The sequence below is a fragment of the Terrabacter sp. NPDC080008 genome, from assembly GCF_040702505.1.
In the GTDB taxonomy this organism is placed as follows: domain Bacteria; phylum Actinomycetota; class Actinomycetes; order Actinomycetales; family Dermatophilaceae; genus Terrabacter.
This window is the reverse complement of the sequence record NZ_JBFBLC010000002.1, coordinates 312,261-338,594: the sequence shown is the minus strand read 5'-3', so window position 1 is coordinate 338,594 and position 26,334 is coordinate 312,261. Positions and strand designations below refer to the sequence as shown.

The window sequence follows — 26,334 nt, the reverse complement described above, 5'->3', positions numbered from 1 at the left end:
GAACGCTGCGTTCGGTCTCGAAAACCGCGGTAGAGCACTAAGTTCGCGACCGAACGCTGCGTTCGGTCAGGGAAAGCGGCGGCGTCAGGCGGTCGGGGCGGACCGGACGAGTGCGGTGAGGACGTCGATCGCGACGTCGGTGCCTGCGTCGTCGACGTCGAGGTGCCAGACCAGGCGCACGGCACCCGGCCCGACGGCATACGTCCGCACCCCACCGGCCAGGGCCGCCGCGACGAAGGCGGCCGACGACCAGCCCGCGGCTGCCACGTCGAGGATGACGATGTTGGTCTCGACCGTGGCCAGGTCCACCACGCCGGGAGCCGCCTCGGCCAGCGCCTCGGCCGCTCGCCGCGCGCGGGTGTGGTCGTCGGCGAGCCGCTCGACGTTGTGCTCGAGGGCGAAGAGCCCTGCGGCGGCGAGGATCCCGGCCTGCCGCATTCCGCCGCCGAAGCGCTTGCGCCACACCCGCGACTCGGCCATGGCGTCAGCCGAGCCGACGAGCACGCTGCCGACCGGGGCGCCGAGGCCCTTGCTGAGGCAGACGGAGACGGTGTCGAACTCCCGGCCGTAGTCACCGACCGGCACACCGGAGGCCACGGAGGCGTTGAAGAGGCGGGCGCCGTCGAGGTGCATGGCGACGCCTCGCTCACGCGTGACCTGGCGGGCGCGCCGGATCTCCTCCAGCGACTGCACGGTGCCACCGCCGAAGTTGTGGGTGTTCTCGACGAGCACGAGCGACGTGCACACCTGGTAGGGGCCGACGCCGGTGATGATCAGCGACGCCGCGTCGTCGGCCCGGAACCGGCCGCGCTCGGAGACCCACGTGCGCGACGAGATGCCCGACAGGACCGCGGCCGCGCCGAGCTCGGCGCGGACGACGTGGGCCAGGGAGTCGCCGATGAGCTCCTCCCCCGGCTTGACGTGCAGGCGCACGCCGAGCTGGTTGGCCATCGAGCCCGAGGGCGTGAAGAGCCCCGCCTCGTGCCCGAGCAGCTCGGCGACGCGCTCCTCGAGGGCCCGCAGCGTCGGGTCCTCACCGAAGACGTCGTCACCGACCTCGGCGCGGGACATGGCCTCCCGCATGGCCTGCGAGGGCCGGGTCAGCGTGTCGCTGAGGAGGTCCGCCTTGAAGGCGTTTCCCGCGTCGCCCGAGGCCACCTCAGGCCTGGCCGAGCATCTCGGCGACGACGAACGCCAGCTCGAGCGACTGCTGGTGGTTCAGGCGCGGGTCGCACACCGACTCGTAGCGCTTCTCGAGGTCGGAGTCGATGATCTTCTCCGCCCCGCCCAGGCACTCCGTGACGTCGTTGCCGGTCAGCTCGACGTGGATGCCGCCGGGGATCGTGCCGAGCGACTGGTGCACCTCGAAGAAGCCGCGCACCTCCTCGACGATGTCCTCGAAGTCGCGGGTCTTGTAGCCGGAGGGGCTCTCGAAGGTGTTGCCGTGCATCGGGTCGCAGATCCACGTCACGGTCGCGCCGGACGCGGTCACCTTGTCGACGATCGCCGGCAGCGCGTCGCGGATGGTGCCCGCGCCCATGCGGGTGATGAAGGTGAGGCGCCCGGGCGTCCGGTGCGGGTCGACCTTGTCGATGAGGCGCAGCACCTCGTCGATGTCGGCCTTGGGGCCGAGCTTGACGCCGATGGGGTTGCTGATGCGCGAGACGAAGTCGACGTGGGCCCCGTCGAGCTGTCGGGTGCGCTCGCCGACCCACACGAAGTGGCCCGAGGTGTCGTAGAGCCGTCCCGAGCGGGAGTCGATGCGCGTCAGCGGCCGCTCGTAGTCGAGCAGCAGCGCCTCGTGGGCCGCGAAGAACTCGACGGTCCGCATGGTGTCGAAGTCGGCGCCGCAGGCCGCCATGAAGCGCATCGCCTTGTCGATGTCCTTGGCGAGCTTCTCGTAGCGCTGGTTGGCCGAGTTGGCGACGAAGCCGCGGTTCCAGTCGTGCACGTGCCGCAGGTCGGCGAATCCGCCTGTGGTGAAGGCGCGCACGAGGTTCAGGGTCGCGGAGCTCGCGTGGTAGGCGCGGACGAGCCGCTGCGGGTCGGGGACGCGCGCGGCCTCGTGGAAGGCGAAGTCGTTGACCATGTCGCCGCGGAAGGCCGGCAGCGTCACGCCCTCACGGGTCTCGACGGTCGAGCTGCGCGGCTTGGCGTACTGCCCGGCCATGCGGCCGATCTTGACGACCGGCACCGACGCGCCGTAGGTGAGCACCGCGGCCATCTGCAGGATCGTCTTGATGCGGTCGCGGATGTTGTCGGCCGTCGCCGACGCGAACGTCTCGGCGCAGTCGCCGCCCTGCAGGACGAAGGCCTCGCCGACGGCGGCCTTGGCCATCCGGTCGGTGAGGATGTCGCACTCGCCGGCGAACACGAGCGGCGGATACGACGCGAGGGTCTCGATCACCTCGGCCAGGGCGGCCGTGTCGGGCCAGGCGGGCTGCTGCGCGGCCTCGAGCTCAGTGGCCGCAGCCGTGAGGGCGGCGAGGGCCTCGGACCCGTCAGCGGGTGCGAGGCCGACATCGGCGGTGACGGTCCTCATGTTCACCCCGTAAGCGTAGACGCCGCCGGGGGCAGCCCCCGCCGGGGTCCGCATCCCGAAACCCGACCGCCGACCCGACGGAGGACCGGACCGTCAGAGGTCGTATGCCGTCCCGCGCGGCCTGCCGGGCACCGCCGAGTCCGTGATCGGGGGCCGCTGCGCTCAGGTGGGGTCGGCCAGGTCGAGCCCACGCTCCATGGCGAACCGGGCGAGCTCCACCCGGTTGTGCATCTGGAGCTTGCCGAAGATGTTCTGCACGTGGTTCTGGACGGTGCGGTGCGAGAGGAACAGGGTGGCGGCGATCTCCTTGTAGCCCATTCCGGTGGCGACGTACTTGAGGATCTCGGTCTCGCGCTCGGTGAGCTCGGGCACCGGACGCTCGGGCGTCCCTCCGCCGGCCGCCTTGACCCGCCGGAACTCGCCGAGCACCAGTCCGGCGAGCCCGGCCGTGAACACGGGCTCCCCGGCGGCGGTGGCACGGACCGCGGCGAGGAACTCCTCGCGTCCGGCCGACTTCACGAGGTAGCCGAGCGCCCCGGCCTTGACCGCGTCGAGGACGTCCTGGTGGTCCCCGCTGGCGGAGAGGATCAGCACGCGGCTCGGCACCTCCGCGGCGGTGAGCGCAGCGCACACCTGCGAGCCGCTGATGCCGGGGAGGTTGAGGTCGAGGACGAGCACGTCCGGCACGGTCGCGCGGGTGCGGGCGACGGCCGAGTGCCCGTCGTCGGCGGTCGCGACGACCTCGAACCCGGCGTCGGCGAGGTCGCGTGCCACCGCGTCGCGCCACATCGGGTGGTCGTCGGCAACGACGACCCGGATGTGCTCGACGCCGCCGCCGTCGCGGTGCGCGGGCATGCCGTCCTGCTGTCTCGTCACGATGCTCCTCGAACGTGGGTGTCGGACTGGGGAGTCGGGCGGTCGGAGCGGTCGGGGCCCTCGAGGTGATCCTTGCGGCGGCGGTCTCGGCCCCGGGACTGCGGGATGGGGACGCGCATCTCGACCGTCGTGCCGCCTGCGGGTCCGGAGGTGACGGTGGCGCTGCCGCCGAGATCGGCGAGCCGCCCGAGGATGCTCGAGGACACCCCGAGCCGGCCCTGCCCCGCCGCCTCCTGCAGCCGGCCCGGTGGCACGCCCGTGCCGGAGTCGCGGACCGTGACCTCGACCTGGTCGTCGTCGCCGTCGACGAGGACCCAGGCGCGCGCCCCCGCCCCGGCGTGCTGTCGCACGTTGTCGAGCGCTGCCTCGACGGCGGCGACCAGCTCGTCGGCCGTGCGTCGCGGCAGCAGCACCGGGTCGGCGGGCGACACGAGCTGCACGTCCTCGCGCTCGATGTGGCGCAGCAGCCCACGCAGGTCGGCGTCCCCGCTGACCGCGCGTCCGACCTCGGCAAGGTCGGTCTGGCTCACGAGGGTGCGCAGGATGCGCTCCTGCTCCCCCGCCATGGCACCGAGCCGGGCAGCCTCGCCACCGAGGTCGCCGGCCCGCCGGTTGATGAAGGCGAGGGTCTGCAGCACCCCGTCGTGGACGGTACGCGCGAGCCGGTCGCGCTCGGCCCGGGCGGCATCGAGGCGCATCGACTCCGCGAGGGCCGCGTGGCTGGCTCGGGCGAGGTCGACGCAGTAGCCGAGGCAGCCGCCGAGCATCAGCCCGAAGATCGAGTTCGTGAACGTGTTGGGCGTCGGCTCAACGACCTCGACGAACGAGCACGCCGCGACGATCGCGGCCGCCACGAGACCGCCCCGCCAGCCGCGGAGCACGGCGAAGCCGACGACCGCTGCGGTGGGCCAGATGGAGGGGACCGTCTTGGCGCCGGCTGTGATGACTGCGGGGTCGTCGACGAGCCGGGTCGCGAGGATCGCGGCACACCCGATGGCGAGCTCGACCGAGTAGGCGCGCACATCGCGCACCGGGCGGAGGGTGACGGCCAGGGTCCACGCCGCGAGGACCGCGAGGACGGCGACTGCGGTGGCGGGGTGCGCGATCGCGTCACGGCGCTCCCAGGCCGACCACACGGCATACGCGAGCGCCAGCCAGCGGAAGACGTCGATGACCCGCCAGAGCCCTCGTACGACGGCGTGCTCGTCGGCGAGGACCCGGCCGACTGAGGCGGCCTGGACGTCAGGCCCGTCTCCGGGGCGCGCGCCCGGCAGGGCCGAGCCGGCGGCCATGGCTCAGGAGGCCGCCACGACGGGAGTGTCCCCCTCGTCGTGGTCGTCGTGGTGGACCACGTCTCCGCCGGCGTCGCTACCGGCGTCGGCGTACGCGACGTCCGCGGCGGCGCTGGACTCCTCGGCGCGGACCTTGCCCTCGGCCGCGTCGAGGGCTGCCTCGAGCTCCGGCGCTGCCGTGCCCGGCTTGGCCGCCTCCTGCAGCTCGCGGGCCTTGGCGCGAGCGGCCTGCACGAGCCGGTCCTTCATCGAGGTGGCGTACATGTCGACGTACTCCTGGCCGGACAGGAGCATCAGCTCGTACATGATCTCGTCGGTGATCGAGCGCAGGACGAACCGGTCGTCCTCCATCCCCTCGTAGCGCGAGAAGTCGAGGGGCTTGCCGACCCGCACCCCAACCCGCATGATCCGCGGGATGACCTTTCCGGTGGGCTGGGCCTTGTCGGTGCCGATCATGGCGACCGGGATCACGGGGACCTTGCCCTCGAGCGCCATCCGGGCGACGCCGGTGCGGCCGCGGTAGAGGCGCCCGTCGGGTGAGCGGGTGCCCTCGGGGTAGATGCCGAGCAGCTCGCCGCGCCGCAGGACCTTCAGGCCCGAGTTGAGGGCGGCGTTGCTCGCCTTGCCGCCGGAACGGTCGACGGGCAGCTGACCGACGCCTTTGAAGAAGGCTGCGGTGAGCCGGCCCTTGATGCCGCGGCCGGTGAAGTAGTCGCTCTTGGCGAGGAAGGTCACCCGGCGCGAGACGACGAGCGGCAGGAAGATGGAGTCGGAGAACGACAGGTGGTTGCTCGCGAAGATCGCGGCACCCTCCTCGGGGATGTTCTCCTCGCCCTCGACCCACGGACGGAAGAGGAGCTTGATGATCGGCCCGATGACGATCGTCTTGAGGAACCAGTAGAACAACCGTGTCCGCCTTCCATCTGTGACCGGTCGAACTCTACGTCACTCGCGCGGGCCGGGCGCTGCATGCGAGGATCATCGCAACCAGTCGTTTCGCCCCAGGAGCCGTCGTGAGTGATCGTGACCTCGACGCCGAGTTCGCCCGCATCATCGCCGGCTGGGACGACGAGGCGCCGGACCCGCAGCTGCGCCGACCGTCGACGGACGACGTCCTGCCGGAGGCGGACGCTCCCGGTGACCCGGCCGGCTCTGTCGGTCCGGCCGAGTCCGGGTCGCCCGCTGCGGACAGCGAGCCGCGCGGGCCGGGCGGCACGGACCGGCCCACAGCCCAGGGCGCGGCAGTCACCGAGACCTCGGCCGCCGCGGGGCCTTCCGCCTCATCGGCGCTGCCGGCCCCGTCCGGCCAGCTGGACCTGCCCATCGCCCCCACGACGGCGCACGTGTGGCGCGGCAGCACCGCGGGTGGGGATGCCGGCGAGGAAGCCGACGGCGGGGTCGACGACGACGAGCACTTCATCCCCCCGTCGGAGATCGACCTGCCCTCGGCCGAGAACGACCCGATGTTCTGGGCGATCGTCGTCGGCCTGGCGGGCGGCCCGCTCCTGCTGCTCTACCTGCTGTTCTTCGACCGCGACGGCAGCGGCTGGTGGGTCGTCACGGGCGTCGCCATGGTCGTCGTCGGCTTCGTCCTGCTGGTGCTGCGGGGCGGCACCGAGCGGGACCCCTTCGACGACGGCACCCGCATCTAGCCCGGTCGCCCTGGCGCGGGCGCGGACACGTCGAGGTCGACCCAGACCGGGCGGTGGTCGGACGCCGCCTCGAGATCACGGAGGTCGAGGGGCACCGGGTCCGTGGGGAGCACCCGGAGCGCCGCTGCCGCGAACACCGCGTCGAGTGCTGCTGTCGGTTGTCGCGCCGGGAACGTCGGCGCGCCGGACGATGCGAGGGGGTAGCGCTCGGCGACGATGGCGTATGCCGTGCCGCCCGGTCCCTCGTTGAGGTCCCCCGCGACGACGGCTCGCTCCCCCAGCCGCTCGAGGACGGCCGCAGCGTGACGCGCCCGTTCGGCCGGCTTCAGCCCGAGGTGGATGCTGGCGACCGTGACAGGGGACGTCCTCGGGCCGTCACCCGGCAGCGAGACGGTCGCAGCGGCATACCCGCGGGTGCGGTCGGGGAAGCGCACGGGCAGGCGGCCGCGGAGCACCTCGTGCACCGTGAGGCCGGGAGCGGTCAGCACGGCGGTGCCGCCCGTGCCGAGGCGCCGGCGGTGCCAGACCAGACCGCAGGCCCGGGCCAAGCGCGGCACCCGCAGCTCGGTCGTGAGCCTCCTCGGCACCTCCTGGACGCACAGCACGTCGGGGGCCACGGCACGGACGATGCGTGCGGCCGCCGCTCGGTCGTCGCGCAGGTCGTGGAGGTTGTAGCTCATCACCCGCAGCGTGTGCGGGTGCCGGCTCGGCCCCACCGGTCAGTGACCGGCGCGGGCCAGCTCGGCCGCGCCGATCAGGCCGGCGTCGCTGCCGAGCACCGCTCGCACGATGCGCGCCTCGGGACGGTAGCCGCGCCCGGGCAGCTGCCGGCGGAAGGCCTCGCGGGCGGGGCCGATGAGCATCTCGTCGGCCGCGCTGACGCCGCCGCCGATGACGAACAGGCCGGGGTCGAACGCCGATGCGAGGTTGGCCAGGCCCACCCCGAGCCACTCGCCGATGTCGGCCAGCAGCTCCCGGGCGGTGGGGTCACCGTCGCGGGCCGCCTCGGTGATGAACGGACCGGTGAGGCCGCTCGAGTCACCGCCGAGCCGGGCGAGCAGGTCCGCGACGACCGGGGACCCGGCCTCGATCATGGCCCGGGCCTCCCGCACGAGGGCGTTGCCGCTCGCGTACTGCTCCCAGCACCCGCGGTTGCCGCACTCGCAGCGCACACCGCCCGGCATGATCTGCATGTGGCCGAACTCGCCGGCGATGCCGTGGCGGCCCCGCTGCACCCGGCCGTCGATGATGAGGGCGCCGCCGATGCCGGTGCCGAGCGTGATCACGACGACGTGCGACTCCCCCCGAGCGGCACCGAAGGTCGCCTCGGCCCAGGCCGCGGCGTTCGCGTCGTTGTCGACCGTGATCGGCAGGTCGATGCGCTGGGACAGGGCTGCGCGCAGGGGCTCCTTGCGCCACGAGAGGTGCGGCGCGAAGACGACGGTGGCCCGGTCCTCCGCGACGAAGCCGGCCGCGCCGATGCCGACGGCCACGACGTCGCTGGGCTCCACCCGGTGCAGCAGCTCCTGCACCGACTCGACGATGGTGTCCTCGACCACCGACGGCGAGGTCGAGCGGTGCGGGGTGTCCCGGCGGGTGCGATGGAGGATGGTCCCCGACTCGTCGACGACCCCGCCGGCGACCTTGGTGCCGCCGATGTCGATGCCGATGGCCAGCCGCCTGCTCATGCCCCGCCCTCCGGTCCTGCGCCGTCGTCCCCGTCCTTGGCCGCCTGGCGCTCGCGCTGCGCCGTCGCGAGGTCGTGCAGCGCGGTGGCCGCGAACCCGACGAGGTCGGCGACCTTCTCGATGGTGTCCGGGTTGACCTGTTGCACGAACGCGACGAGCTGGCACACCGGGCAGACCCGGCAGGCGCTCGGCGTCGTCCCGCCGCAGGTGCACGGTCGCGTCGCGCCGGGCTTCCCGTCCTGGCCGCGGTCGTCGCGGTCATTCCGGCGGTCCTCGCGGTGGTCGCCACCGCGCTCGTCACGGTGGTCGTGGTCGGCAGAGCTCGCGTGGGGGCCCGAGTCGGCGGCCGGCATACCCGGGAGGCCCGACCAGCCGCCGCGGGAGAGCAGGTCGACGAGCAGCGCCGCCTCCTGCGCGACGCTCCCGACCGGAGGCGCGTCAGGTCCTCCGGCCGGAGCAGGCGGGTGCTCGGAGGGGTCGATGGGCGTCACGCGCGGTCGGAGGCCTCGACGCGCTTCTTCAGCTCCTTGAGCGCGGTGTCGACGATGACCTTCTCGGCCCTGCGCTTGAGCAGGCCGATCATCGGGATCTTCACGTCGACGGCGAGCCGGTAGGTCACCTTCGTGCCCGTGCCGTCGCCCACCAGGGTGTAGGAGCCGTTCATCGTCTTGAGCACCTGCGCCGAGACCAGTGACCACGACACGACGCCCGTGCCGTCCTCGACGACGTCCCAGTCGTAGTCGAGGACGTAGGTGTCCTTGATGGCGCCTGCGTCGAGCGTGAACTGGACCTGGTCGGCCCAGCCGTCACCCTCCTCGGCGAGCACCGTCACGTCCTTGACCTCGCCCGCCCACTCGGGGTAGGCCTCGAAGTCCGCGATGACGTCGAGCACCTCGCCGGGGGGTGCGTCGATGACGATGGAGGACTCCGTGCGATCGGCCATGCGCGGAAGGCTATCGCGTCGTCCCCGGCCGCACCGGTCCCGCCGCCGGCGTGCCCCGTCGCCGCCACCGCGGCTGCGCTGCGTGACAGGATGGCAGGACGGCAGCCGGAACCGACGGACCTCGTCCGCACCTGACCCGCCTGTGACCATGCTGACGTACCACGCACGGTTACCCGTCGGTATGGTGCAGCCCAGGTTCCCGCCCCCACGAGGAGTGACAGTTGAAGGACAACGTCGTCGCACCACTCGCCCCTGTCACAACCGAGGGCAGCCTCGCGGACCTGCCCGGTCGCAACGCGGCCGAGTCGCCCGCCGAGACGGCGTTCTCCCGCAAGACGCCCTCCGGTGGGTGGACGCACCTGACCTGGTCGCAGTTCGCCGACGACGTCACGGCCGTCGCCAAGGGCCTCGTCGCCGAGGGCGTCGCCCCCGGCGACCGGATCGCCCTCATGTCGCGCACCCGCTACGAGTGGACCCTGCTCGACTTCGCCGCCTGGACGGCCGGGGCCGTGCTGGTGCCCGTCTACGAGACCTCCTCCCCCGAACAGGTCCAGTGGATCCTCTCCGACTCCGATGCCCGGCTGGTCGTCGTCGAGACGCCCTCGCACCGGGGCGTGGTCGACCAGCTGCGCGGAGACCTCCCCTCGCTGGGCCCCGTGGTCACCATCGAGGAGGGCGGTCTCGACGCGCTGCGGGGCAAGGGCTCGGAGGTGTCCGACGACGAGCTCAGCGCACGCCGGGCCGGCCTCGACCGCCGCTCCGTCGCCACGATCATCTACACCTCCGGCACGACCGGGCGGCCCAAGGGCTGCGAGCTGACGCACGGCAACTTCCTCGACCTGGCCGAGAACGCCATCCAGAAGCTCGGCCCGGTCGTGCTGACCGACAACGCCTCCACGCTGCTCTTCCTGCCCCTCGCGCACGTCTTCGCGCGTTTCATCGAGGTGCTGTGCGTGGCCGGCAAGGCGCGGATGGGTCACTCGGCCGACATCAAGACGCTCCTCGACGACTTCGCCGGCTTCCAGCCGACCTTCGTGCTCGCCGTGCCCCGCGTCTTCGAGAAGATCTTCAACTCCGCCGAGGCCAAGGCGTCGGCGGAGGGCAAGGGCAAGATCTTCCTGCGGGCCGCGACGGTGGCCATCGCCTACAGCGAGGCCCTCGACGCGGGAGGCCCCGGGCTGGGCCTGCGCCTGCAGCACGCCGTCTTCGACCGCCTGGTCTACGGCAAGCTCCGGGCCGCCATGGGTGGCAACGTGCGCTACGCCGTCTCCGGCGGCGCTCCCCTCGGCACCCGGCTCGGGCACTTCTACCGCGGCATCGGCGTGGTCATCCTCGAGGGCTACGGCCTCACCGAGACCACCGCACCCGTCGCGGTAAACACCCCGGACAAGATCAAGATCGGCACCGTCGGACCGCCACTGCCCGGCACCGGCATCCGAATCGCCGAGGACGGCGAGGTCCTGCTCAAGGGAGTCGGTGTCTTCACCAGCTACCACGGCAACCCCGCCGCGACTGCCGACGCAATCGTCGACGGCTGGTTCCACACCGGCGACGTCGGTGAGCTCGACGACGACGGCTACCTGCGCATCACCGGCCGCAAGAAGGAGATCCTCGTGACGGCCGGTGGAAAGAACGTCGCACCCGCCGTGCTGGAGGACCGGCTGCGTGCCCACCCGCTCGTCTCGCAGTGCATCGTCGTCGGTGACCAGAAGCCGTTCGTCGGTGTGCTCCTCACCCTGGACGAGGAGATGTGGCCGCTGTGGTCCAAGAGCCACGGTTTGGAGGGCGTCAGCCTCGAGCAGGCCCGCACCCATCCGAAGGTGCTCGAGGCGCTGCAGGAGGCGGTCGACCGCGCCAACGAGGCAGTGTCCAAGGCGGAGTCGATCCGCAAGTTCGCGGTGCTCGCCGGCGACTTCACCGAGGCGAACGGCTACCTCACCCCGTCGCTGAAGCTGAAGCGCAACGTCGTCATGAAGGACTTCGGCGACGAGGTCGAGAAGCTCTACGCCTGAGCCTCAGCGCAGCAGCCGGGCGATGCGCGCCTGCCACGCGCGGACGACGGCGGCACGGTCGGTGTGCAGCACGGCCTGCAGCGCGTCGTCCACGGCCGCCTCGCCGTCACCGACCCGGTCGGTCCGCACGTCGAGGCCGCCGGCCGCAGCTTGGTAGAGGCGTACGACGGCGGCCGTCCCATGGGCATCCGCCAGGGTCCGCAGCGCGAGCAGTGAGAGGCCGTATGCCGACGGCAGCGAGGCGGTGCCCGGCTCGAAGTCGGCGTCGGCCGGGAACATACGCGGAAGTCCGGCAGACCTCGCGTGCCGCAGGGCTGGGGCGACGATCTTCCCCTCGGGCAGGTCGATCGGTGCGTACGCGACCAGCTCCGCAAAGCCCTCGGACAGCCAGAGGGGGACGGCCTGCGTCGTCGCTGCTCGCACGGTCACGTGGGTCAGCTCGTGCGTCATGACGACGTCGCGTCCGGCAGGCTGCAGCGACGTCCAGGCGCCCGGGACCAGGACGATGCGGTCGGCGCCGGCGTGCTGTCCGGGGGTCAGCGGGCCTTCCGTGGCCGCGGCCACCTCTCCGAGATCGGCGGAGGTCCGACCGAGCAGGCGGGCGGCATCCGCGTCCGTGGCAGGAGCCACCCACACCGCGGGCCGGGCCGATCCCCAGACAGCCGCGACGCGTGCGGCGGCGGTCGCGGCTCGTGCGGCGACCTCGTCGACCCGGGCCGGGGAGCCGACGGCCAGCACCATCGCACTCGGGGACCGTCGCACGACCAGGCCGTCGAGGTCCCACGGCTGTGGTCGCCCGGAGGGGGCCCACCCGGACACCACGAGCCGCGTCGGAGCACCGGGACCGGCCTTGAAGGTGAGGTCGAGGTCGAAGGCCCGTGGCGCCGTGTCGAACCCGCGCAGCCGGTACGTGAGGCTGGCCCGCGCGTCCCACTCGACCGGGACGGTCCGGGGCGCAGGAACCGGCGGGGTGCTCTCCTCCAGGTCGGTCACGACGAAGTCGCCGGCGCCCATCCGGGTCATCCGGTCGAAGACGGCGGCCTGCGTGCGGCGAAGGGAATCGTCCGCGGCGCCGTCGAGTGCAGCGAGCCAACCGGTGCGGTCGGAGTGTTCGAGGGCAGCGAGGCGTCGGCGGACGAGGTCGGCGACTGCGCTCTGTCGGGCAGCCGCCCACTGCGAGGGGTCGATGTCGCCGCCTGACGTGGACGCGGTTTCCGTCGGCGGGGCCGCGGCGCTCGCAGTGCCGACGGCTGACGTGGTGGCGGTGGGTGCCGGGGCGTCAGGAGATACCGACCACGAGGTGCACGCCGTCAGCGACAGGATGAGCGCGGAGACCACTGCGATTGACCGCCCGGACCGAGGACGACAGGTGTCACTCCGCATCGCGTCATGGTGTCACGGCGTCCGGCCTGGGTCGCGCCGCACAGCGTGCACTGGGCTCGCCGCGCCCTCACACCGCCCGACGGGTGGCGTGACCGGCGGCGTGACCCGCTGACGTGACCTCGGCTCGCGCGGCGTTGGCAACGGCCGTGGTGACGAGTCCTGCCGCCAGGAACGCGGAGACGGCGCGCCGCTCGGCCCGGTCGAGCGGCACCGTGCGGGTGTCGAACCGATCTCCTTCGTGAGGGTCGGGTCCGGACGCACTGGCGCCGGGGCGCATGGGAATCGCCGTCAGCGCGGTGACCATGCAGTCCGCGCAGTGGACGTCCCGCACGGGGCAGGTCTGGCAGTCGACGAGCATCCTGGTCCACCTTTCGTCTCTCCTTGCGATCTGTCAGGAGAGACGCTAGGTCCAGCCACCGACAGCCCCCGCGGGGACGACCCGCTGCCCCGAGAGGGCGGTGGACGAGGATGCCTGCAGCGCAGTGCCGCCCGGCCGCGCCTTCACGCCGTTGTCGGTGGCCCGGCATACGGTCCAGGGCATGCAGGCGATCCAGTCCACGTTCGACGACCTCGGCACCTCCCTGGCCGACGTCACCTTCGTCGTCGTGGACCTCGAGACCACCGGCGGCACGCCGGCACAGTGCGGCATCACCGAGATCGGCGCCGTCAAGGTCCGGGCCGGTGAGGTGCTCGGCGAGTTCCAGACCCTGGTCAACCCGTCGGAGCCCATCCCGGCGTTCATCTCGGTCCTCACGGGCATCACCGACGCGATGGTGCGGGACGCGCCACGCATCGACAGCGCCCTGCCCGCGTTCCTCGAGTTCGCCGCCGGCAGCGTGCTGGTGGCCCACAACGCCGGCTTCGACATCGGCTTCCTCAAGGCGGCTGCGGCACGCGTGGGGGCCGCCTGGCCGGGCTTTCCCGTGCTCGACACGCTGCAGCTGGCGCGGCAGCTCGTCGTGCGCGACGAGTCCCCCAACCACCGGCTCTCCTCCCTCGCCCAGGTCTTCGGCTCGCCGACCACGCCCGACCACCGTGCACTCCACGACGCGCGGGCCACCGTCGACGTCCTCCACGGGCTCATCGAGCGGGTGGGCAACCTCGGGGTGCACACGTTCGAGGAGCTCTCGAGCTACAGCTCACGGGTGACACCGTCCCAGCGCCGCAAGCGGTTCCTGGCCGACCCGCTGCCGAGCGCCCCGGGCGTCTACCTCTTCAAGGACGGCAACGACCGGGTCCTCTACGTCGGGACGAGCAAGGACATCCGCGCGCGGGTGCGCACCTACTTCACCGCCTCCGAGCAGCGCAGCCGCATGGCCGAGATGGTGCGGCTGGCCCAGGTGGTGCACCCGGTCGTCTGCCAGACCGCACTCGAGGCGCAGGTCCGCGAGCTGCGCCTCATCGACGAGCACAAGCCGCGGTTCAACCGCCGCTCCAAGCACGGCCAGTCCGGGGTCTGGGTCAGGCTGACGCACGAGCGCTTCCCACGGCTGTCCATCGTCAAGAGGGTCAGCGACGACGGCGCCCACCACATCGGGCCGTTCAGGTCCCGCGCCACCGCCCAGGCTGCGATCGACGCCGTCCACGAGGTGGTGCCCCTGCGCCAGTGCACCGGGCGGCTCACCGGTCGCGGCACCGCCTGTGCGCTCGCCGACATGGGGCGGTGCGGCGCTCCGTGCACCGGCGCCCAGAGCGAGGGCGACTACGCCGTGGTCGTCGACGACTGCCGCGCCATCTTCGCGGGCGACGCCCGCCCCACGGCCGAGCTGCTGCAGGGCCGTCTCGAGGAGCTCGCCTCGCAGGAGCGCTTCGAGGACGCCTCCCGCGTGCGCGACAGGTTTCTACAGCTCGTGCGCGGGGCTGCCCGGGCGCAGCGGCTCGCCCCGCTCGTCCGCTCCCCCGAGGTCGTCGCGGCACGCCGCAGCGACCTCGGCGGCTGGGAGCTGGTGAGCATCCGCCACGGCAGGCTCGCCGGCACTGCCGTGAGCCCGCGCGGGGCCGACCCCATGCCCTACATCGATGCCATGCAGGCCACCGCCGAGGTCGTGCCCACCCCGCGACCCGGTCACCCGCCGGCCCTGACCGAGGAGACCGAGATCCTCCTGCGCTGGCTCGAGTCTCCGGGAGTGCGCATCGTCGAGCTCGACGGGTCGTGGACCTGCCCGGTCGGAGGCGCGGGCCTGATCCGCAGCCGGCTCGAGCCCGCTGTGGCCTCCGCGCACGACGCCATCGGGTTCGACAACGACGTGCCGGCCGCGAGCGCAGGACCCCGCCGGCACGGCGCACGCGCACACCGGACCGGCAGCGCCCTGCGCCGGGCGGTCTAGCCCCGGCTAGGGTGGCTCCCGTGATCACCGCCATCGTCATGATCAGCTGCGAGGTCGACCGCATCCCCGAGGTCGCCGAGGCCGTCGCGGACATCCCCGCCGTCTCGGAGGTCTACTCGGTCACCGGCGACGCGGACCTCATCGCCATGGTGCGGGTCAAGGCCCACGAGGAGTTCGCCGACGTCATCGCCGATCGCCTCAACAAGGTCCAGGGCATCGTCGGCACGTCGACGCACATCGCCTTCCGCACCTACTCCTCGCACGACCTCGAGGCGGCGTTCAGCCTCGGCCTCGAGGAGTAGCCCGCACGCCGAGGGGCGGGGCCCGTCTCGGAGGCCTTCCCTCCTCCCGCCGCCTGCGTTCGGGAGCGCTGCGGCCCGGCTGCGCTCAGCTTCGGGTCGCCGCGACCCAGCGGTCGAGCAGCGCGGCCGCGGCCCCGCTGTCGATGGCCTGGGCGGCGACATCCATGCCAGCGCGCACGTCGGCCTCGAAGTCGGTCTGGGCCGGCCCGGAGTCGGGTCGGGTCAGCGCGAGCGCGATGCCGGCGTTGAGCAGCACCGCGTCACGCACCGCGCCGGACGCACCCGAGAAGACGTCGCGGACGACCCCAGCGTTGTGAGCCGCGTCGCCGCCGCGCAGCGCCTCGATCGGGTGCAGCGCCAGGCCGAGACGGGTCGGGTCGAGCGAGCGCTCCGTCACGACGCCCTCCCGCACCCACCAGACGTGCGTCGTCGTCGAGACCGTGACCTCGTCGAGGCCGTCGTCACCGCGGAACACGGCAGCATCCTTGCCGCGATCCGCGAAGACGCCAGCCAGCAGCGGCGCCATGCGGGCGTCAGCGCAGCCCACAGCCGCATACGTCGGCTGCGCCGGGTTGGTCAGCGGGCCCAGGAAGTTGAAGGCGGTGCCGATGCCCAGGTCCCGTCGCGCCACGGCGGTGTGACGGAAGGATGGGTGGAAGGTCTGCGCGAAGCAGAACGTGATGCCCGCCTCGGACGCCACCTCGACCACGCGCTCGGGCGGGAGCGACAGGTCGACCCCCAGTGCCTCCAGGACGTCGGCCGAGCCCGAGGACGAGGACGCTGCCCGGTTGCCGTGCTTGACGAGGCGCACCCCGGCGGCAGCCACCACCATCGAGGCCATGGTGGAGATGTTGACCGTGTGCGCCCGGTCGCCACCGGTGCCGACGATGTCGAGGCTCGGGCCGGGCACCTCGATGCGCCGCGCGTGCGCGAGCATCTGCTCGGCCAGACCGAGCATCTCCTCGACGCTCTCGCCCTTGGCGCGCAGAGCCACGAGGAAGCCGGCGACCTGGGACGGTGACGCCTCCCCCGTCATGATCTGGGACATCGCCCACTCGGTGGTCGCCCGGTCGAGGTCGTGGCCGGCGATCAGGGCGCTGAGGAGGGCAGGCCAGGTCGCGGGAGCGTCTGCCGGCATGCTCAGGCCGTCGGCACGCCCGGTCGGGCGAGCGTGGCAACAGCCGACGTCAGCGCGATCGGATCGAGAGGGTGCGGGACGGCGAGGTCGGCCTGCGACCAGGCGGCGAGCCAGCTGTCCTGCGGGCGACCCGTCAGCACGATGATCGGGGGGCACCGGAAGATCTCGTTCTTCAGCTGCCGAGCCAGGCCCAGGCCGCCCACCTTGGCGGCCTCACCGTCGAGGATGAGGATGTCGAACCGGTCGTTGTCGACCGCGCTGATCACGGCGTCGGCCGTGGCGCACTCGTGCCAGCGCACGACCTCCACGTCACGCGCAGGACGGCGACCGACCGCGGCCCGCACGGCGTCGCGGGTCGTGATGTCGTCGCTGTAGAGGAGCACGCTGACCTGGGCCACCGGGCGGCTCGAGCCGGTCGAGCCGGTCGTCGCGACGGTGTTGGACGTGCCCTGCGCTGCGCTGTCGTTCGAGGCGGTCATGCGCCCGATGCTACCGGGACCCCGAACACCTCCCTCACGCACCTCGCCGCGCCGATCGCGTGCCTCCTCCGGGGGTCCCGGCGCACCCGGAACAAGCGGTCACACCTTGAAGGTGGCACCTGTTCGAAACCCTCGCGCGGGGCATGGGAGGGTAGGCACCGGACGGCCTCGGCGGCTGTTCAGGGTTCGTGTCGAAACGGTCACGAACCCTCTACACCTGCGCGACCAGGCGTTCCCTTCGGGGGGGCGCTCGCGTAGCCGGACCTGAATGTGGGAATAATGTCCAACGTGGCGACAGCATCGGCAGTTCCTTCAAGCACCGTGGCGAATTCGGCCCATCACGGGCCCGCGACCCGGCCCAACATGGTCGCCGTCGGCACCATCGTGTGGCTCTCCAGCGAGCTCATGTTCTTCGCGGGCCTCTTCGCCGTGTACTTCCAGCTGAAGTCGGTCCGCGGCGACCTCTGGGCGACCCACACCGAGAAGCTCAACGTGACCTTCGCGAGCATCAACACGCTCGTGCTCGTCATCTCCTCGGTGTGGTGCCAGCTGGGTGTCTGGAAGGCCGAGCGCGGCCAGAAGGCCCGCACCGGCCGGCTGCTCGACCTGCGCGGCTGGGGCATGCGCGAGTGGTACGTCCTGACCTACCTCTTCGGCGCCTTCTTCATCTCCGGCCAGGTCATGGAGTACTCCGAGCTGACCCGCGACAACATCACGCTGAGCTCCGACGCCTACGGCTCCGTCTTCTACATGGCGACCGGCTTCCACGGTCTGCACGTGACCGGCGGCCTGATCGCGTTCCTGCTCATCATCGCCCGCACCTTCACCACGCGGCGCTACACCCACGCCAACGCCACCGGCGCTGTCGTGACCTCCTACTACTGGCACTTCGTCGACGTCGTGTGGATCGCCCTCTTCGCGACGATCTACATCCTGCGCTGAGCCGGCGCATGAGCACGCAGACGATCTCGAACACCCTCTCCACGGACGACAGGAACCAACAGTGAACGCCTTGGCCGCCCGACGCCGACACCCCGCCGCGATCGCGGTGCTGCTGCTGCTGGGCCTGCTCGTCACCGGTGGCGCCTACTCCTTCTTCGCCCCGAAGGACGCCAACGCCGCGGCTCCCACGGCCGACGTGACGGCCCAGGGCAAGGACCTCTTCGTCGCCAACTGCGCCACGTGCCACGGTGTGCAGGCCCAGGGCACGAAGTCCGGCCCCTCGCTCGTCGGTGTCGGCGCCGCCTCCGTCGACTTCCAGGTCGGCACCGGCCGTATGCCGCTGCCCGGCCCGAACGTGCAGGCGCCGGTCAACAAGGTGAAGTTCGACGACCAGCAGATCGCCGCACTCGCCGCCTACGTCTCCTCGCTCGGCCCCGGCCCCTCGGTCCCGGACTCGAAGTACACGACGGTGATCCAGCCCGGCACGCCGGAGAACAACAAGGCGATCGCCGAGGGCGGCCAGATCTTCCGCGTCAACTGCGCCATGTGCCACAACTTCGCGGGTGCCGGCGGCGCCCTGACGCGCGGCAAGTACGCCCCGTCGCTGCAGAACACCTCGCCGAAGCACATCTACGAGGCCATGGTCACCGGACCGCAGTCGATGCCGGTCTTCAACGACATGAACATCTCGCCCGAGGCGAAGCAGAAGGTCATCTCCTACCTCAAGGCGCAGGAGTCCGAGACCAACGTCGGCGGCCTCACGCTCGGCAACCTCGGTCCGGTCTCCGAGGGCCTGTTCGCCTGGGTGTTCGGCCTGGGCATCCTCATCGGCTGCGCCGTCTGGCTCGGCAAGAAGGCCGCATGAGCCCCCGCCGCGACGGCTCGCTCACGAACGACGACAGGACCACTTCCCGATGAACGACCACGAGACCACGGAACCCGCACCGGGCGCCTCCCTCGTCCCGGCGAGCAGCCACGAGAGCGACGTCCTCCCGGCGTACCTCATCCCCGACCAGGACCGGTTCGAGAACCCCGGCCTGCCGCCGCACGTGCACCGCGCCGCGGACGACGACCCGGCGGCCGCCAAGCGCGCCGAGCGCCAGGTCGCCACGATGTTCGGCCTGTCCATGGTGGCCACCCTCGTCTTCCTCGTGAGCTACTTCGCGATCCCCGACGAGGCGACCTTCTTCTTCCCCGGCATCGGCCTGGCCAAGACGCAGAACGTCGTCCTGGGCCTCTCCCTCGGCGTCGCGATCTTCCTCATCGGCATCGGGGCGGTCCACTGGGCCAAGACCCTGATGTCCGACGTCGAGATGGTCGAGGAGCGTCACGAGCAGGCCTCGACGCCCGAGCAGCGCGCCAAGGCGGTCGCCACGGTCAGCGAGGGCGTCGCCTCGACGCAGATCTCGCGTCGACCGCTCATCAAGTACTCCCTGGGCGGTGCCCTGGGCCTGTTCGCACTCCCCCTCGGCCTGCAGGTCGTCGGCTCCCTCGGACCGGTCAACGTCGGGGAGCTCAAGGAGACGATCTGGGATCCCAAGTACAACGACGGCAAGCCGATCCGGCTCATGCGTGACCCGGAGATGACGCCGATCCGCCTCGAGGAGGTCACGAACGGCTCCGTCTTCCACGTGATGCCCGAGACCCTCCAGAAGTACCTCGACGAGGGCAAGGACGTCCTCGAGGAGAAGGCCAAGGCCGCCGTCATCCTGATGCGCCTCGACCCGGACCTCATCACGGTGCAGAAGGCCAAGGACTGGGGCGTCGACGGCACCGTCGCCTACTCAAAGATCTGCACGCACGTCGGTTGCGCCGTGGGCCTCTACGAGCAGACCACGCACCACCTGCTCTGCCCGTGCCACCAGTCGACCTTCGACGTCACGGAGGACTGCAAGGTCATCTTCGGCCCGGCCCGTCGGCCGCTGCCGCAACTCAAGATCACCGTCGACGACGCGGGCTACCTCGTCGCCCCCCAGGGCTTCCTGGAGCCCGTGGGACCGAGTTTCTGGGAGCGTGCCCGATGAGCACCATTCACGAGTCCCGTCCCGCCGACGCCCTGCGCGCCGGCGACCGTCAGGCCGACGAACGAGCTGCCGCCGAGAAGCCTCTGGGAGGCATCGCCGGCTGGATGGACGACCGCCTCGGCGCCGCCAAGGGCGTCTCGTTCCTGGCCAAGAAGGTCTTCCCCGACCACTGGTCGTTCATGCTCGGCGAGATCGCGATGTACTCGATGATCATCTGCCTGCTGACCGGGGCGTTCCTGACGTTCTGGTTCGTGCCGAGCGCCAGCCCTGTCGTCTACGACGGTTCCTACGTCCCGCTGCAGGGCGTGACCGTCTCCGACGCGTACCGCTCCACCCTGGGTATCTCGTTCGACATCCGTGGTGGTCTGCTGATCCGGCAGATCCACCACTGGGCCGCCCTGATCTTCATCGTCTCGGTCTTCGTGCACATGGCCCGCGTTTTCTTCACCGGTGCCTTCCGCAAGCCGCGCGAGATCAACTGGGTCTTCGGCACGATCCTGTCGATGCTCGCCTGCATCGAGGGCTTCGCCGGCTACTCACTGCCTGACGACCTGCTCTCCGGCACCGGTATCCGCGCCATGAACGGCTTCGTCCAGTCGGTGCCCGTCATCGGCTCCTACATGGCCTACTTCATCTTCGGGGGCGCCTTCCCCGGCGAGGCGATCATCCCGCGCCTCTACTCGGCACACGTGCTGCTGATCCCCGCCATCCTCGTGGGCCTCTTCACGGCGCACATCCTGCTGGTCTTCGTGCACAAGCACACCCAGTTCCCCGGACCGGGCCGCACCAACCGCAACGTGGTCGGCTACCCGCTGCTCCCCGTCTACATCGCCAAGGCCGGTGGGTTCTTCTTCATCGTGTTCGGCGTGATCGCGCTGATCTCCGCCGTCGTGACGATCAACCCGATCTGGGCCTACGGGCCGTACGACCCCTCGGCGATCACCGCCGGATCCCAGCCCGACTGGTACATGGGCTTCGCGGACGGCGCGCTGCGCCTGCTCCCGGGCTGGCTCGAGTTCGAGACGTTCGGCTTCACCTGGAGCATGAACATCTTCCCCGGCTCGATCCTGCTCCTGCCGATCATGTGGGGCATCATCGGCGCCTACCCGTTCGTCGAGGCCTGGGTCACCGGCGACAAGCGTGAGCACCACCTGCTCGACCGCCCGCGCAACGCGCCCACCCGCACCGCGATCGGCGTCGCCGGCATCTCGATGTACGTCGTGCTCTTCATGGCGGCCGGCAACGACCTCATGGCCATCAAGCTGCACCTGTCGATCAACGACATCACGCAGATGCTGCGCCTGCTCTTCTTCATCGCACCGCCGATCAGCTTCTGGATCACCAAGCGCATCTGCCTCAGCCTGCAGCGCGCCGACCGCCAGAAGGTCCTCCACGGCCGCGAGACCGGCACGATCTGGCGCTACGCCGACGGTCGCTTCGAGGAGATCCACGCCCCGCTGACGCCCGAGGAGCGCTGGGCCCTCGTGCAGCACGAGGCCCCTGCTCCCCTGCAGCTGGCCGCCGCCACCGACGCGAACGGCGTCGACAACCCGGTGGCCCGCAAGCAGCGTCTGCGCGCGAAGTTCTCGAGGTTCTACTTCAAGGACCGGGTGCCGCCCGCCACCCCGGCCGAGCTCGAGGCCGCCCACCACGAGCACGACCACGCAGCCGCTCTCACCGGAGAGCACGAGGCGATCGAGGCTGCAGGTGCCGGCCAGGAGCGCGAGACCATCAAGGCCGACAAGCACCGCGGCTGAGGCCTCACCGCTCACGCACGGCCAACACGAGAGGGACCTCCCCAGGGAGGTCCCTCTCGTCGTGTCAGCGGGGACAACATACCGCTTGGGGCCGGCAGGCTCCCCCGCCCGTCCCCCGCCCGTCCCCCGCCCGCCACGGACCGGCCTGAGGGCCACGGACCTGCACCAGCCCTCCAGCCGCCTCGTGACAGACTCGGCCCATGCACCACCTGTCCGACGAGCAGTTCGAGGAGGCCGTGGGCGATGCCCTCGACGCCATCCCCGTGGAGCTCGCGCAGGCGATGAACAACGTGGTGGTCCTCGTCGAGCCCGAGCCGCCTGCGGACGACCCCGACCTGCTCGGGGTGTACGACGGCACGCCCCTGACCGAGCGCGGCAGCTGGTGGGACGCGGGGGCCCTGCCCGACCGCATCACGATCTTCCAGGGACCGCTGGAGCGAATGTGCTCCACCCCTGAGGAGCTGCGGGAGGAGATCGCCGTCACGGTCGTCCACGAAATCGCTCACCACTTCGGCATCGACGACGCCCACCTGCACGAGCTCGGCTGGGGCTGAGCGCCCGGTCGTCTCCCATCGGGGACACTTTCGACACTCGGCTGGGCCGGACTCTTCCCATCGGCACCCCTCGGGGCTACCGTCGAGGAACCGTCAACCGATCGGATGGAGGTGCGCGACGAAGATGGTGTCTCCCACACGATCGCACTGCGAGCCGCTCGGCCCGTGAAGGTTCACGACTGATCGAAGGGGAAGGCCCTAACGGCCTTCCCCTTCGCGCGTCCCCGCCCCCGGCCCCCGACAGTCCTGCGGCTAGGGTGCAGGAATGACGAGCTCCCCCGACAAGGTCGTGGTGACCGGCGCTGCCGGCAAGGCCGGCCGAGCCGCCGTCGCCGAGCTGCGCGCGCACGGCTATGACGTCTGCGCCACCGACGTGGTCCCGGCCCCGCACGGCCTCGATGTCCCTTTCGTCCGCGCCGACCTGACCGACCAGGGCCAGGTGGTCGACGTGCTGAGCGGCGCCGATGCCGTCGTGCACCTGGCCAACATCCCCGCACCAGGGCTGCGGCCGGCGGCGCGGACGCTGACCGAGAACACGACGATGAATGCCCACGTCTTCCTCGCGGCGCAGACTCTCGGTCTGGCCAAGGTCGTGTGGGCCTCCAGCGAGACCACGCTCGGCCTGGCGTTCGGTCCTGACACTCCCCCGCGATACGCCCCCGTCGACGAGGAGCACTACCCGCACCCGGAGTCGACGTACGCGTTGTCGAAGGTGCTCTCGGAGACCATGGCCGAGCACATCAGCGCCTGGAGCGGCATCCCCTTCGTCGGGCTCCGGTTCAGCAACATCTTCACCGACGAGGACTACCGCGCGGTGCCCTCGTTCCAGCACGACCCCACCGGCCGGATGTGGAACCTCTGGGGCTACATCGACGTGAGGGACGCCGCGGCGTCGTGCCGCAACGCCCTCGAGGCGGAGACGACCGGATCGGTGAACGTGATCATCGCGAACGACGACACGATCATGGAACGCCCCAGCGCCGAGCTTCTCGCTGAGGTGTTCCCCGACGTCGAGGTCAGGGCAGCTCTCACCGGACGCGAGACCCTGCTCTCCAACGCCTTGGCGCGACGCCTCATCGGGTTCGAGCCAAGGCACGGCTGGCACCGGGAGATCCAGGCCTGAGACACGCCAGAGGGCCCCGGTCGACGACCGGGGCCCTCTGCGCTCGTGGTGGGCCCGAGGCGGGCTCACGGCCGCGACAGGACGCTCAGATGGAGTACTCGCCGGAGAAGGACTCGAACACCCAGAGGCAGACGGCGACGATGGCGAAGAAGGCGCCGATGATGAACAGCCACCACCCCACGGCCAGTCCGGCGAACATGATCGCGCCGGAACCTGCGACCCACAGCGGGGTCCACGAGCTGGCCACGAAGTAGCCGTAGTTGCCCTCGGCGTCCTCGATCTCACCGGCGGCATTGTCCTCGGGACGCAGCGGCAGCTTCTTGCCGGTCATCCAGAGGTAGAAGCCGGTGAGGGCGAAGAGCAGCGCGCTCAGCGTCAGGGCCGTGGTGCCGATCGGCTCCCACTTGGACCAGAAGCCGTAGATCAGCGTCACCGGGATGAAGAAGCCGACCAGGTAGAGGAAGAGCTTGGTCTCGATGCGCATCGGTCAGTGCTCCCGGTTCTCGGTCTCGGTGGTGCCGCTGTGCGCACCGGGTGCCTCGTGCCCACCGTGCACGTCGGCCGGACCCATAACCTGCACGAGCGTGCCCTGGTCGGCGATCGGTGCGTGGCCCGCAGCAACCTCGGGGTGGTGCAGGTCGAAGGCGGGACGCTCGGAGCGGATCCGCGGCAGCGACGTGAAGTTGTGCCGCGGCGGCGGGCAGGAGGTGGCCCACTCGAGGGAGGCGCCGTAGCCCCACGGGTCGTCGGACTCCACGAGCGGGGCGTGACGCCACGTCTTCCAGACGTTGTAGATGAACGGGATCATCGAGGCGCCCAGCAGGAAGGCACCGAGGCTCGAGACGATGTTGGCCGCCTGGAACCCCTCCTCCGGCAGGTAGTCGGCGTAGCGACGGGCCATGCCCTCGACACCGAGCCAGTGCTGGATGAGGAAGGTGGTGTGGAACCCGATGAACAGCATCCAGAAGTGGATCTTGCCGAGCGTCTCGTCGAGCATCCGGCCGGTCAGCTTGGGCCACCAGAAGTAGAAGCCCGAGAACATCGCGAACACCACGGTGCCGAAGACGGTGTAGTGGAAGTGTGCGACGACGAAGTAGCTGTCGTTGAGGTGGAAGTCGAGCGCCGGGCTCGACAGGATGATGCCGGTCAGGCCGCCGAAGAGGAACGTCACGAGGAAGCCGATGGCCCAGATCATCGGGGTGGCGAGGACGACCTTGCCGCCCCACATCGTGCCGATCCAGTTGAAGAACTTCACGCCGGTGGGCACCGCGATCAACATCGTCATGACCGCGAAGAAGGGTAGGAGCACCTGCCCTGTCGCGTACATGTGGTGCGCCCAGACACTCGCCGACAGCGCGGCGATCGCGATGGTCGCGAAGACCAGGGTCTTGTAGCCGAAGATGGGCTTGCGGGAGAAGACCGGCATGACCTCGCTGATGATGCCGAAGAACGGCAGGGCGATGATGTAGACCTCGGGGTGACCGAAGAACCAGAACATGTGCTGCCACAGCATCGCCCCGTTGTTCTGCGGGTCGAAGATGTGCATCCCGAACCGACGGTCGCCACCGAGCGCGAAGAGCGCAGCGGCGAGGATCGGGAAGACGAGGATCGCCAGCAGCGAGGTGACCAGGACGGTCCACGTGAACACCGGCATCCGGAACATCGTCATGCCGGGAGCGCGCAGGCAGATGATCGTGGTGATGAAGTTGACCGCACCGAGGATGGTGCCGAAGCCGGCGAGGGCCAGGCCGAAGACCCACAGGTCACCGCCGAGTCCTGGCGTGTAGCTGGCGTCGGACAGCGGTGCGTAGGCGTACCACCCGAAGGACGCGGCGCCCTGCGGCGTCAGGAAGCCCGCCGAGGCGATGAGGCCACCGAAGAGGTAGAGCCAGTAGGCGAACATGTTGAGGCGCGGGAACGCGACGTCGGGGGCACCGATCTGCAGCGGCATCACGGCGTTGGCGAAGCCGGCGAAGAGCGGCGTCGCGAAGAGCAGCAGCATGATCGTGCCGTGCATCGTGAAGAGCTGGTTGTACTGGTCGACGTTGTCGACGACCTGCAGCCCCGGCGCCATCAACTCGGCGCGGATGAGCAGGGCCAGCACGCCACCGAAGAGGAAGAAGATGAACGACGTGATGAAGTAGAGGTTGCCGATGACCTTGTGGTCGGTCGTCGTCACCCACTTGACGAACGTCTGCCCCTTGGACAGGCGCGGCCGGGCGGCCCTCACGCCCGTGACGGGGGCCTCGCGGTTGAGCGTTGCTGAAGTCATCGGTTGCTCTCAGTCCGGGCAGGTGCAGGGATCTTCTGGATGTCGCCGGAGACCATGGACTCGCGGCTGACGTCGACGGGGATGAGGCCCTCGTTGCCGATGGACTTCAGGCGAGCCATCTCCTGGTCGTACTCGTTCTGCGGGACGACCTTGACCATGAACAGCATCTGCGAGTGGTAGGCGCCGCAGAACTCGGCGCACTTGCCCTGGAACGTGCCGACCTCGGTGGGCGTGACCTGGAAGCCGTTGGTCTTGCCCGGGATGATGTCCATCTTCATGATGAACGCGGGGATCCAGAAGCTGTGGACCACGTCGCGGGAGTTGAGCACGAACTGGACGCGCTTGTTGACCGGCAGGTAGAGCACCGGCATCTCGGCGCGCTTGCCGGTGGTGCCGTCGAGCTCGGTGTGGACGCCGGTCTCGTGGACGTCGGAGTCGACGTAGTTGAAGTCCCAGCTCCACTGCTTGGCGACGACGCTGATCGTCAGGTCCTTCTTGGTGCTCGTGTCGACGAGGGCCGACTCGTCGCGGGCCGTGTAGTAGAAGAAGACGGCGATCATGAACACCGGGATGACGGTGTAGAGGATCTCGAGCGGCACGTTGTAGCGCAGCTGCACCGGCAGGCTGCCGTCGTCGTCCTTGCGACGGCGGTAGCGGATGGCGGCGTAGAGGATCAGACCCCACGTGATGGCACCGACGGCCAGCACGGCGATCCAGCTGGGGATCCACAGGTCCGTCACGCGCCGGGCGGTGTCGGAGGCCGCCGGCGGCAGGAAGCCGTCGGAGACCTGCGTGTTGCAGCCGCCGAGGGCGAGCGCCGCGAGCCCCGCGATGCCGGCAGTGCCGACCAGGCGTCGGCGCCCGGTCCTCGCCACCACCGACGTCACCACGGGAGTGGCCGCTGGGGTGTCTTCGTGCTCAGGCACCAGGTGCACCTTTCGTTCAAGTACATGGGCGCGCGTCGCGCGCGTCGAGCTAGTTCGCGTCAATCCATAGGGCCAGCAGGACCCACGGCGCAACCCTACCGC

General features: G+C 70.8%; 26 protein-coding genes. 10 read left to right on the top strand and 16 right to left on the bottom strand.

The annotated features are described in order from the left end of the window. Positions 1–84: 84 nt before the first annotated feature. The 5 genes from AB0316_RS07535 to AB0316_RS07515 form a co-directional block, all read right to left on the bottom strand. Positions 85–1,158 (bottom strand): GntG family PLP-dependent aldolase, encoded by a 1,074-nt coding sequence (locus tag AB0316_RS07535; RefSeq protein WP_366271890.1) that lies wholly within the window; start codon positions 1,156–1,158, stop codon positions 85–87. A 1-nt stretch (position 1,159) separates the two neighbouring features. Further along, a complete protein-coding gene (locus AB0316_RS07530) occupies positions 1,160–2,542 on the bottom strand; it encodes a class II 3-deoxy-7-phosphoheptulonate synthase (protein WP_366271888.1) in 1,383 nt (460 codons plus the stop codon). Between the two features lie 162 nt (positions 2,543–2,704). Continuing rightward, entirely contained in the window at positions 2,705–3,397 is a 693-nt protein-coding gene (locus AB0316_RS07525; RefSeq protein ID WP_366272817.1) for a response regulator transcription factor, read from the bottom strand. Positions 3,398–3,414: 17 nt separating this feature from the next. Further along, the gene (locus AB0316_RS07520) at positions 3,415–4,710 is read right to left on the bottom strand and encodes a DUF5931 domain-containing protein (RefSeq protein WP_366271887.1); all 1,296 of its coding nucleotides are present in this window, start codon (positions 4,708–4,710) and stop codon (positions 3,415–3,417) included. A 3-nt stretch (positions 4,711–4,713) separates the two neighbouring features. Further along, positions 4,714–5,616 carry a lysophospholipid acyltransferase family protein gene (locus tag AB0316_RS07515; RefSeq protein WP_366271886.1) on the bottom strand — a complete coding sequence of 301 codons (903 nt, stop codon included), beginning with the start codon at positions 5,614–5,616 and terminating at the stop codon, positions 4,714–4,716. A gap of 107 nt (positions 5,617–5,723) precedes the next feature. On the opposite strand from AB0316_RS07515, the gene AB0316_RS07510 reads away from it, so the two are divergent. After that, positions 5,724–6,362 carry a hypothetical protein gene (locus AB0316_RS07510; protein WP_366271884.1) on the top strand — a complete coding sequence of 213 codons (639 nt, stop codon included), beginning with the start codon at positions 5,724–5,726 and terminating at the stop codon, positions 6,360–6,362. Here AB0316_RS07510 and AB0316_RS07505 read toward each other — a convergent pair. The 4 genes from AB0316_RS07505 to AB0316_RS07490 are packed head-to-tail and all read right to left on the bottom strand — an operon-like array spanning position 6,359 to position 8,993. Beyond that, complete coding sequence (locus AB0316_RS07505) at positions 6,359–7,042, bottom strand: endonuclease/exonuclease/phosphatase family protein (RefSeq protein ID WP_366271882.1); 684 nt, start codon at positions 7,040–7,042, stop codon at positions 6,359–6,361. The two genes, AB0316_RS07510 and AB0316_RS07505, sit on opposite strands and share 4 nt — an antisense overlap. 39 nt (positions 7,043–7,081) lie before the next feature. Then, positions 7,082–8,050, bottom strand: coding sequence for an ROK family glucokinase (locus AB0316_RS07500; RefSeq protein WP_366271880.1), 969 nt, complete (start codon positions 8,048–8,050; stop codon positions 7,082–7,084). Further along, positions 8,047–8,541 carry a hypothetical protein gene (locus AB0316_RS07495; RefSeq protein WP_366271878.1) on the bottom strand — a complete coding sequence of 165 codons (495 nt, stop codon included), beginning with the start codon at positions 8,539–8,541 and terminating at the stop codon, positions 8,047–8,049. The genes AB0316_RS07500 and AB0316_RS07495 overlap by 4 nt, the downstream gene beginning before the upstream one ends. Further along, positions 8,538–8,993 (bottom strand): SRPBCC family protein, encoded by a 456-nt coding sequence (locus tag AB0316_RS07490; RefSeq protein ID WP_366271876.1) that lies wholly within the window; start codon positions 8,991–8,993, stop codon positions 8,538–8,540. The genes AB0316_RS07495 and AB0316_RS07490 overlap by 4 nt, the downstream gene beginning before the upstream one ends. Before the next feature lie 221 nt (positions 8,994–9,214). Between AB0316_RS07490 and AB0316_RS07485 the strand changes: the two genes are divergently transcribed. After that, positions 9,215–11,005, top strand: a complete 1,791-nt coding sequence (locus AB0316_RS07485) for an AMP-dependent synthetase/ligase (protein ID WP_366271874.1) — start codon at positions 9,215–9,217, stop codon at positions 11,003–11,005. 3 nt (positions 11,006–11,008) lie between these two features. Here AB0316_RS07485 and AB0316_RS07480 read toward each other — a convergent pair whose 3' ends face one another. Both AB0316_RS07480 and AB0316_RS07475 read right to left on the bottom strand, forming a co-directional pair. Next, positions 11,009–12,343, bottom strand: coding sequence for a hypothetical protein (locus AB0316_RS07480; RefSeq protein WP_366271872.1), 1,335 nt, complete (start codon positions 12,341–12,343; stop codon positions 11,009–11,011). A 112-nt stretch (positions 12,344–12,455) separates the two neighbouring features. After that, positions 12,456–12,746: a hypothetical protein gene (locus AB0316_RS07475; RefSeq protein WP_366271870.1), complete on the bottom strand. Its 291-nt coding sequence runs from the start codon at positions 12,744–12,746 to the stop codon at positions 12,456–12,458. Positions 12,747–12,927: 181 nt separating this feature from the next. On the opposite strand from AB0316_RS07475, the gene AB0316_RS07470 reads away from it, so the two are divergent. Both AB0316_RS07470 and AB0316_RS07465 read left to right on the top strand, forming a co-directional pair. Further along, complete coding sequence (locus AB0316_RS07470) at positions 12,928–14,715, top strand: DEDD exonuclease domain-containing protein (RefSeq protein ID WP_366271868.1); 1,788 nt, start codon at positions 12,928–12,930, stop codon at positions 14,713–14,715. 20 nt (positions 14,716–14,735) lie between these two features. Continuing rightward, positions 14,736–15,017, top strand: a complete 282-nt coding sequence (locus AB0316_RS07465) for an Lrp/AsnC ligand binding domain-containing protein (protein WP_366271866.1) — start codon at positions 14,736–14,738, stop codon at positions 15,015–15,017. Between the two features lie 85 nt (positions 15,018–15,102). Here the strand turns inward: AB0316_RS07465 and trpD are convergent, their stop codons facing one another. Both trpD and AB0316_RS07455 read right to left on the bottom strand, forming a co-directional pair. After that, the gene (gene trpD / locus AB0316_RS07460) at positions 15,103–16,155 is read right to left on the bottom strand and encodes an anthranilate phosphoribosyltransferase (protein WP_366271864.1); all 1,053 of its coding nucleotides are present in this window, start codon (positions 16,153–16,155) and stop codon (positions 15,103–15,105) included. Positions 16,156–16,157: 2 nt separating this feature from the next. Continuing rightward, a complete protein-coding gene (locus AB0316_RS07455) occupies positions 16,158–16,634 on the bottom strand; it encodes a response regulator (RefSeq protein ID WP_366271862.1) in 477 nt (158 codons plus the stop codon). Positions 16,635–16,913: 279 nt separating this feature from the next. Between AB0316_RS07455 and AB0316_RS07450 the strand changes: the two genes are divergently transcribed. From AB0316_RS07450 to AB0316_RS07425, 6 genes are all read left to right on the top strand, one after another. Beyond that, positions 16,914–17,576, top strand: a complete 663-nt coding sequence (locus AB0316_RS07450; protein WP_366271861.1) for a heme-copper oxidase subunit III — start codon at positions 16,914–16,916, stop codon at positions 17,574–17,576. Between the two features lie 61 nt (positions 17,577–17,637). After that, on the top strand, positions 17,638–18,441 hold the full coding sequence (locus AB0316_RS07445) for a cytochrome c (RefSeq protein WP_366271860.1): 804 nt from the start codon (positions 17,638–17,640) through the stop codon (positions 18,439–18,441). Positions 18,442–18,490: 49 nt separating this feature from the next. Then, positions 18,491–19,600, top strand: coding sequence for a Rieske 2Fe-2S domain-containing protein (locus AB0316_RS07440; RefSeq protein WP_366271858.1), 1,110 nt, complete (start codon positions 18,491–18,493; stop codon positions 19,598–19,600). After that, a complete protein-coding gene (locus tag AB0316_RS07435) occupies positions 19,597–21,357 on the top strand; it encodes a ubiquinol-cytochrome c reductase cytochrome b subunit (RefSeq protein WP_366271856.1) in 1,761 nt (586 codons plus the stop codon). Before AB0316_RS07440 ends, AB0316_RS07435 begins: the two co-directional genes overlap by 4 nt. A 200-nt stretch (positions 21,358–21,557) precedes the next feature. After that, the gene (locus AB0316_RS07430) at positions 21,558–21,911 is read left to right on the top strand and encodes a metallopeptidase family protein (RefSeq protein WP_366271854.1); all 354 of its coding nucleotides are present in this window, start codon (positions 21,558–21,560) and stop codon (positions 21,909–21,911) included. Positions 21,912–22,176: 265 nt separating this feature from the next. Further along, positions 22,177–23,034 carry an NAD(P)-dependent oxidoreductase gene (locus AB0316_RS07425; protein ID WP_366271852.1) on the top strand — a complete coding sequence of 286 codons (858 nt, stop codon included), beginning with the start codon at positions 22,177–22,179 and terminating at the stop codon, positions 23,032–23,034. 85 nt (positions 23,035–23,119) lie between these two features. On the opposite strand, the gene AB0316_RS07420 is transcribed toward AB0316_RS07425, so the two are convergent. The 3 genes from AB0316_RS07420 to coxB are packed head-to-tail and all read right to left on the bottom strand — an operon-like array spanning position 23,120 to position 26,232. Continuing rightward, positions 23,120–23,518 (bottom strand): cytochrome c oxidase subunit 4, encoded by a 399-nt coding sequence (locus AB0316_RS07420; protein ID WP_366271850.1) that lies wholly within the window; start codon positions 23,516–23,518, stop codon positions 23,120–23,122. A gap of 3 nt (positions 23,519–23,521) precedes the next feature. Further along, complete coding sequence (ctaD, locus tag AB0316_RS07415) at positions 23,522–25,306, bottom strand: cytochrome c oxidase subunit I (protein ID WP_366271849.1); 1,785 nt, start codon at positions 25,304–25,306, stop codon at positions 23,522–23,524. Beyond that, on the bottom strand, positions 25,303–26,232 hold the full coding sequence (coxB, locus tag AB0316_RS07410) for a cytochrome c oxidase subunit II (protein WP_366271848.1): 930 nt from the start codon (positions 26,230–26,232) through the stop codon (positions 25,303–25,305). Before coxB ends, ctaD begins: the two co-directional genes overlap by 4 nt. Positions 26,233–26,334 lie beyond the last annotated feature (102 nt).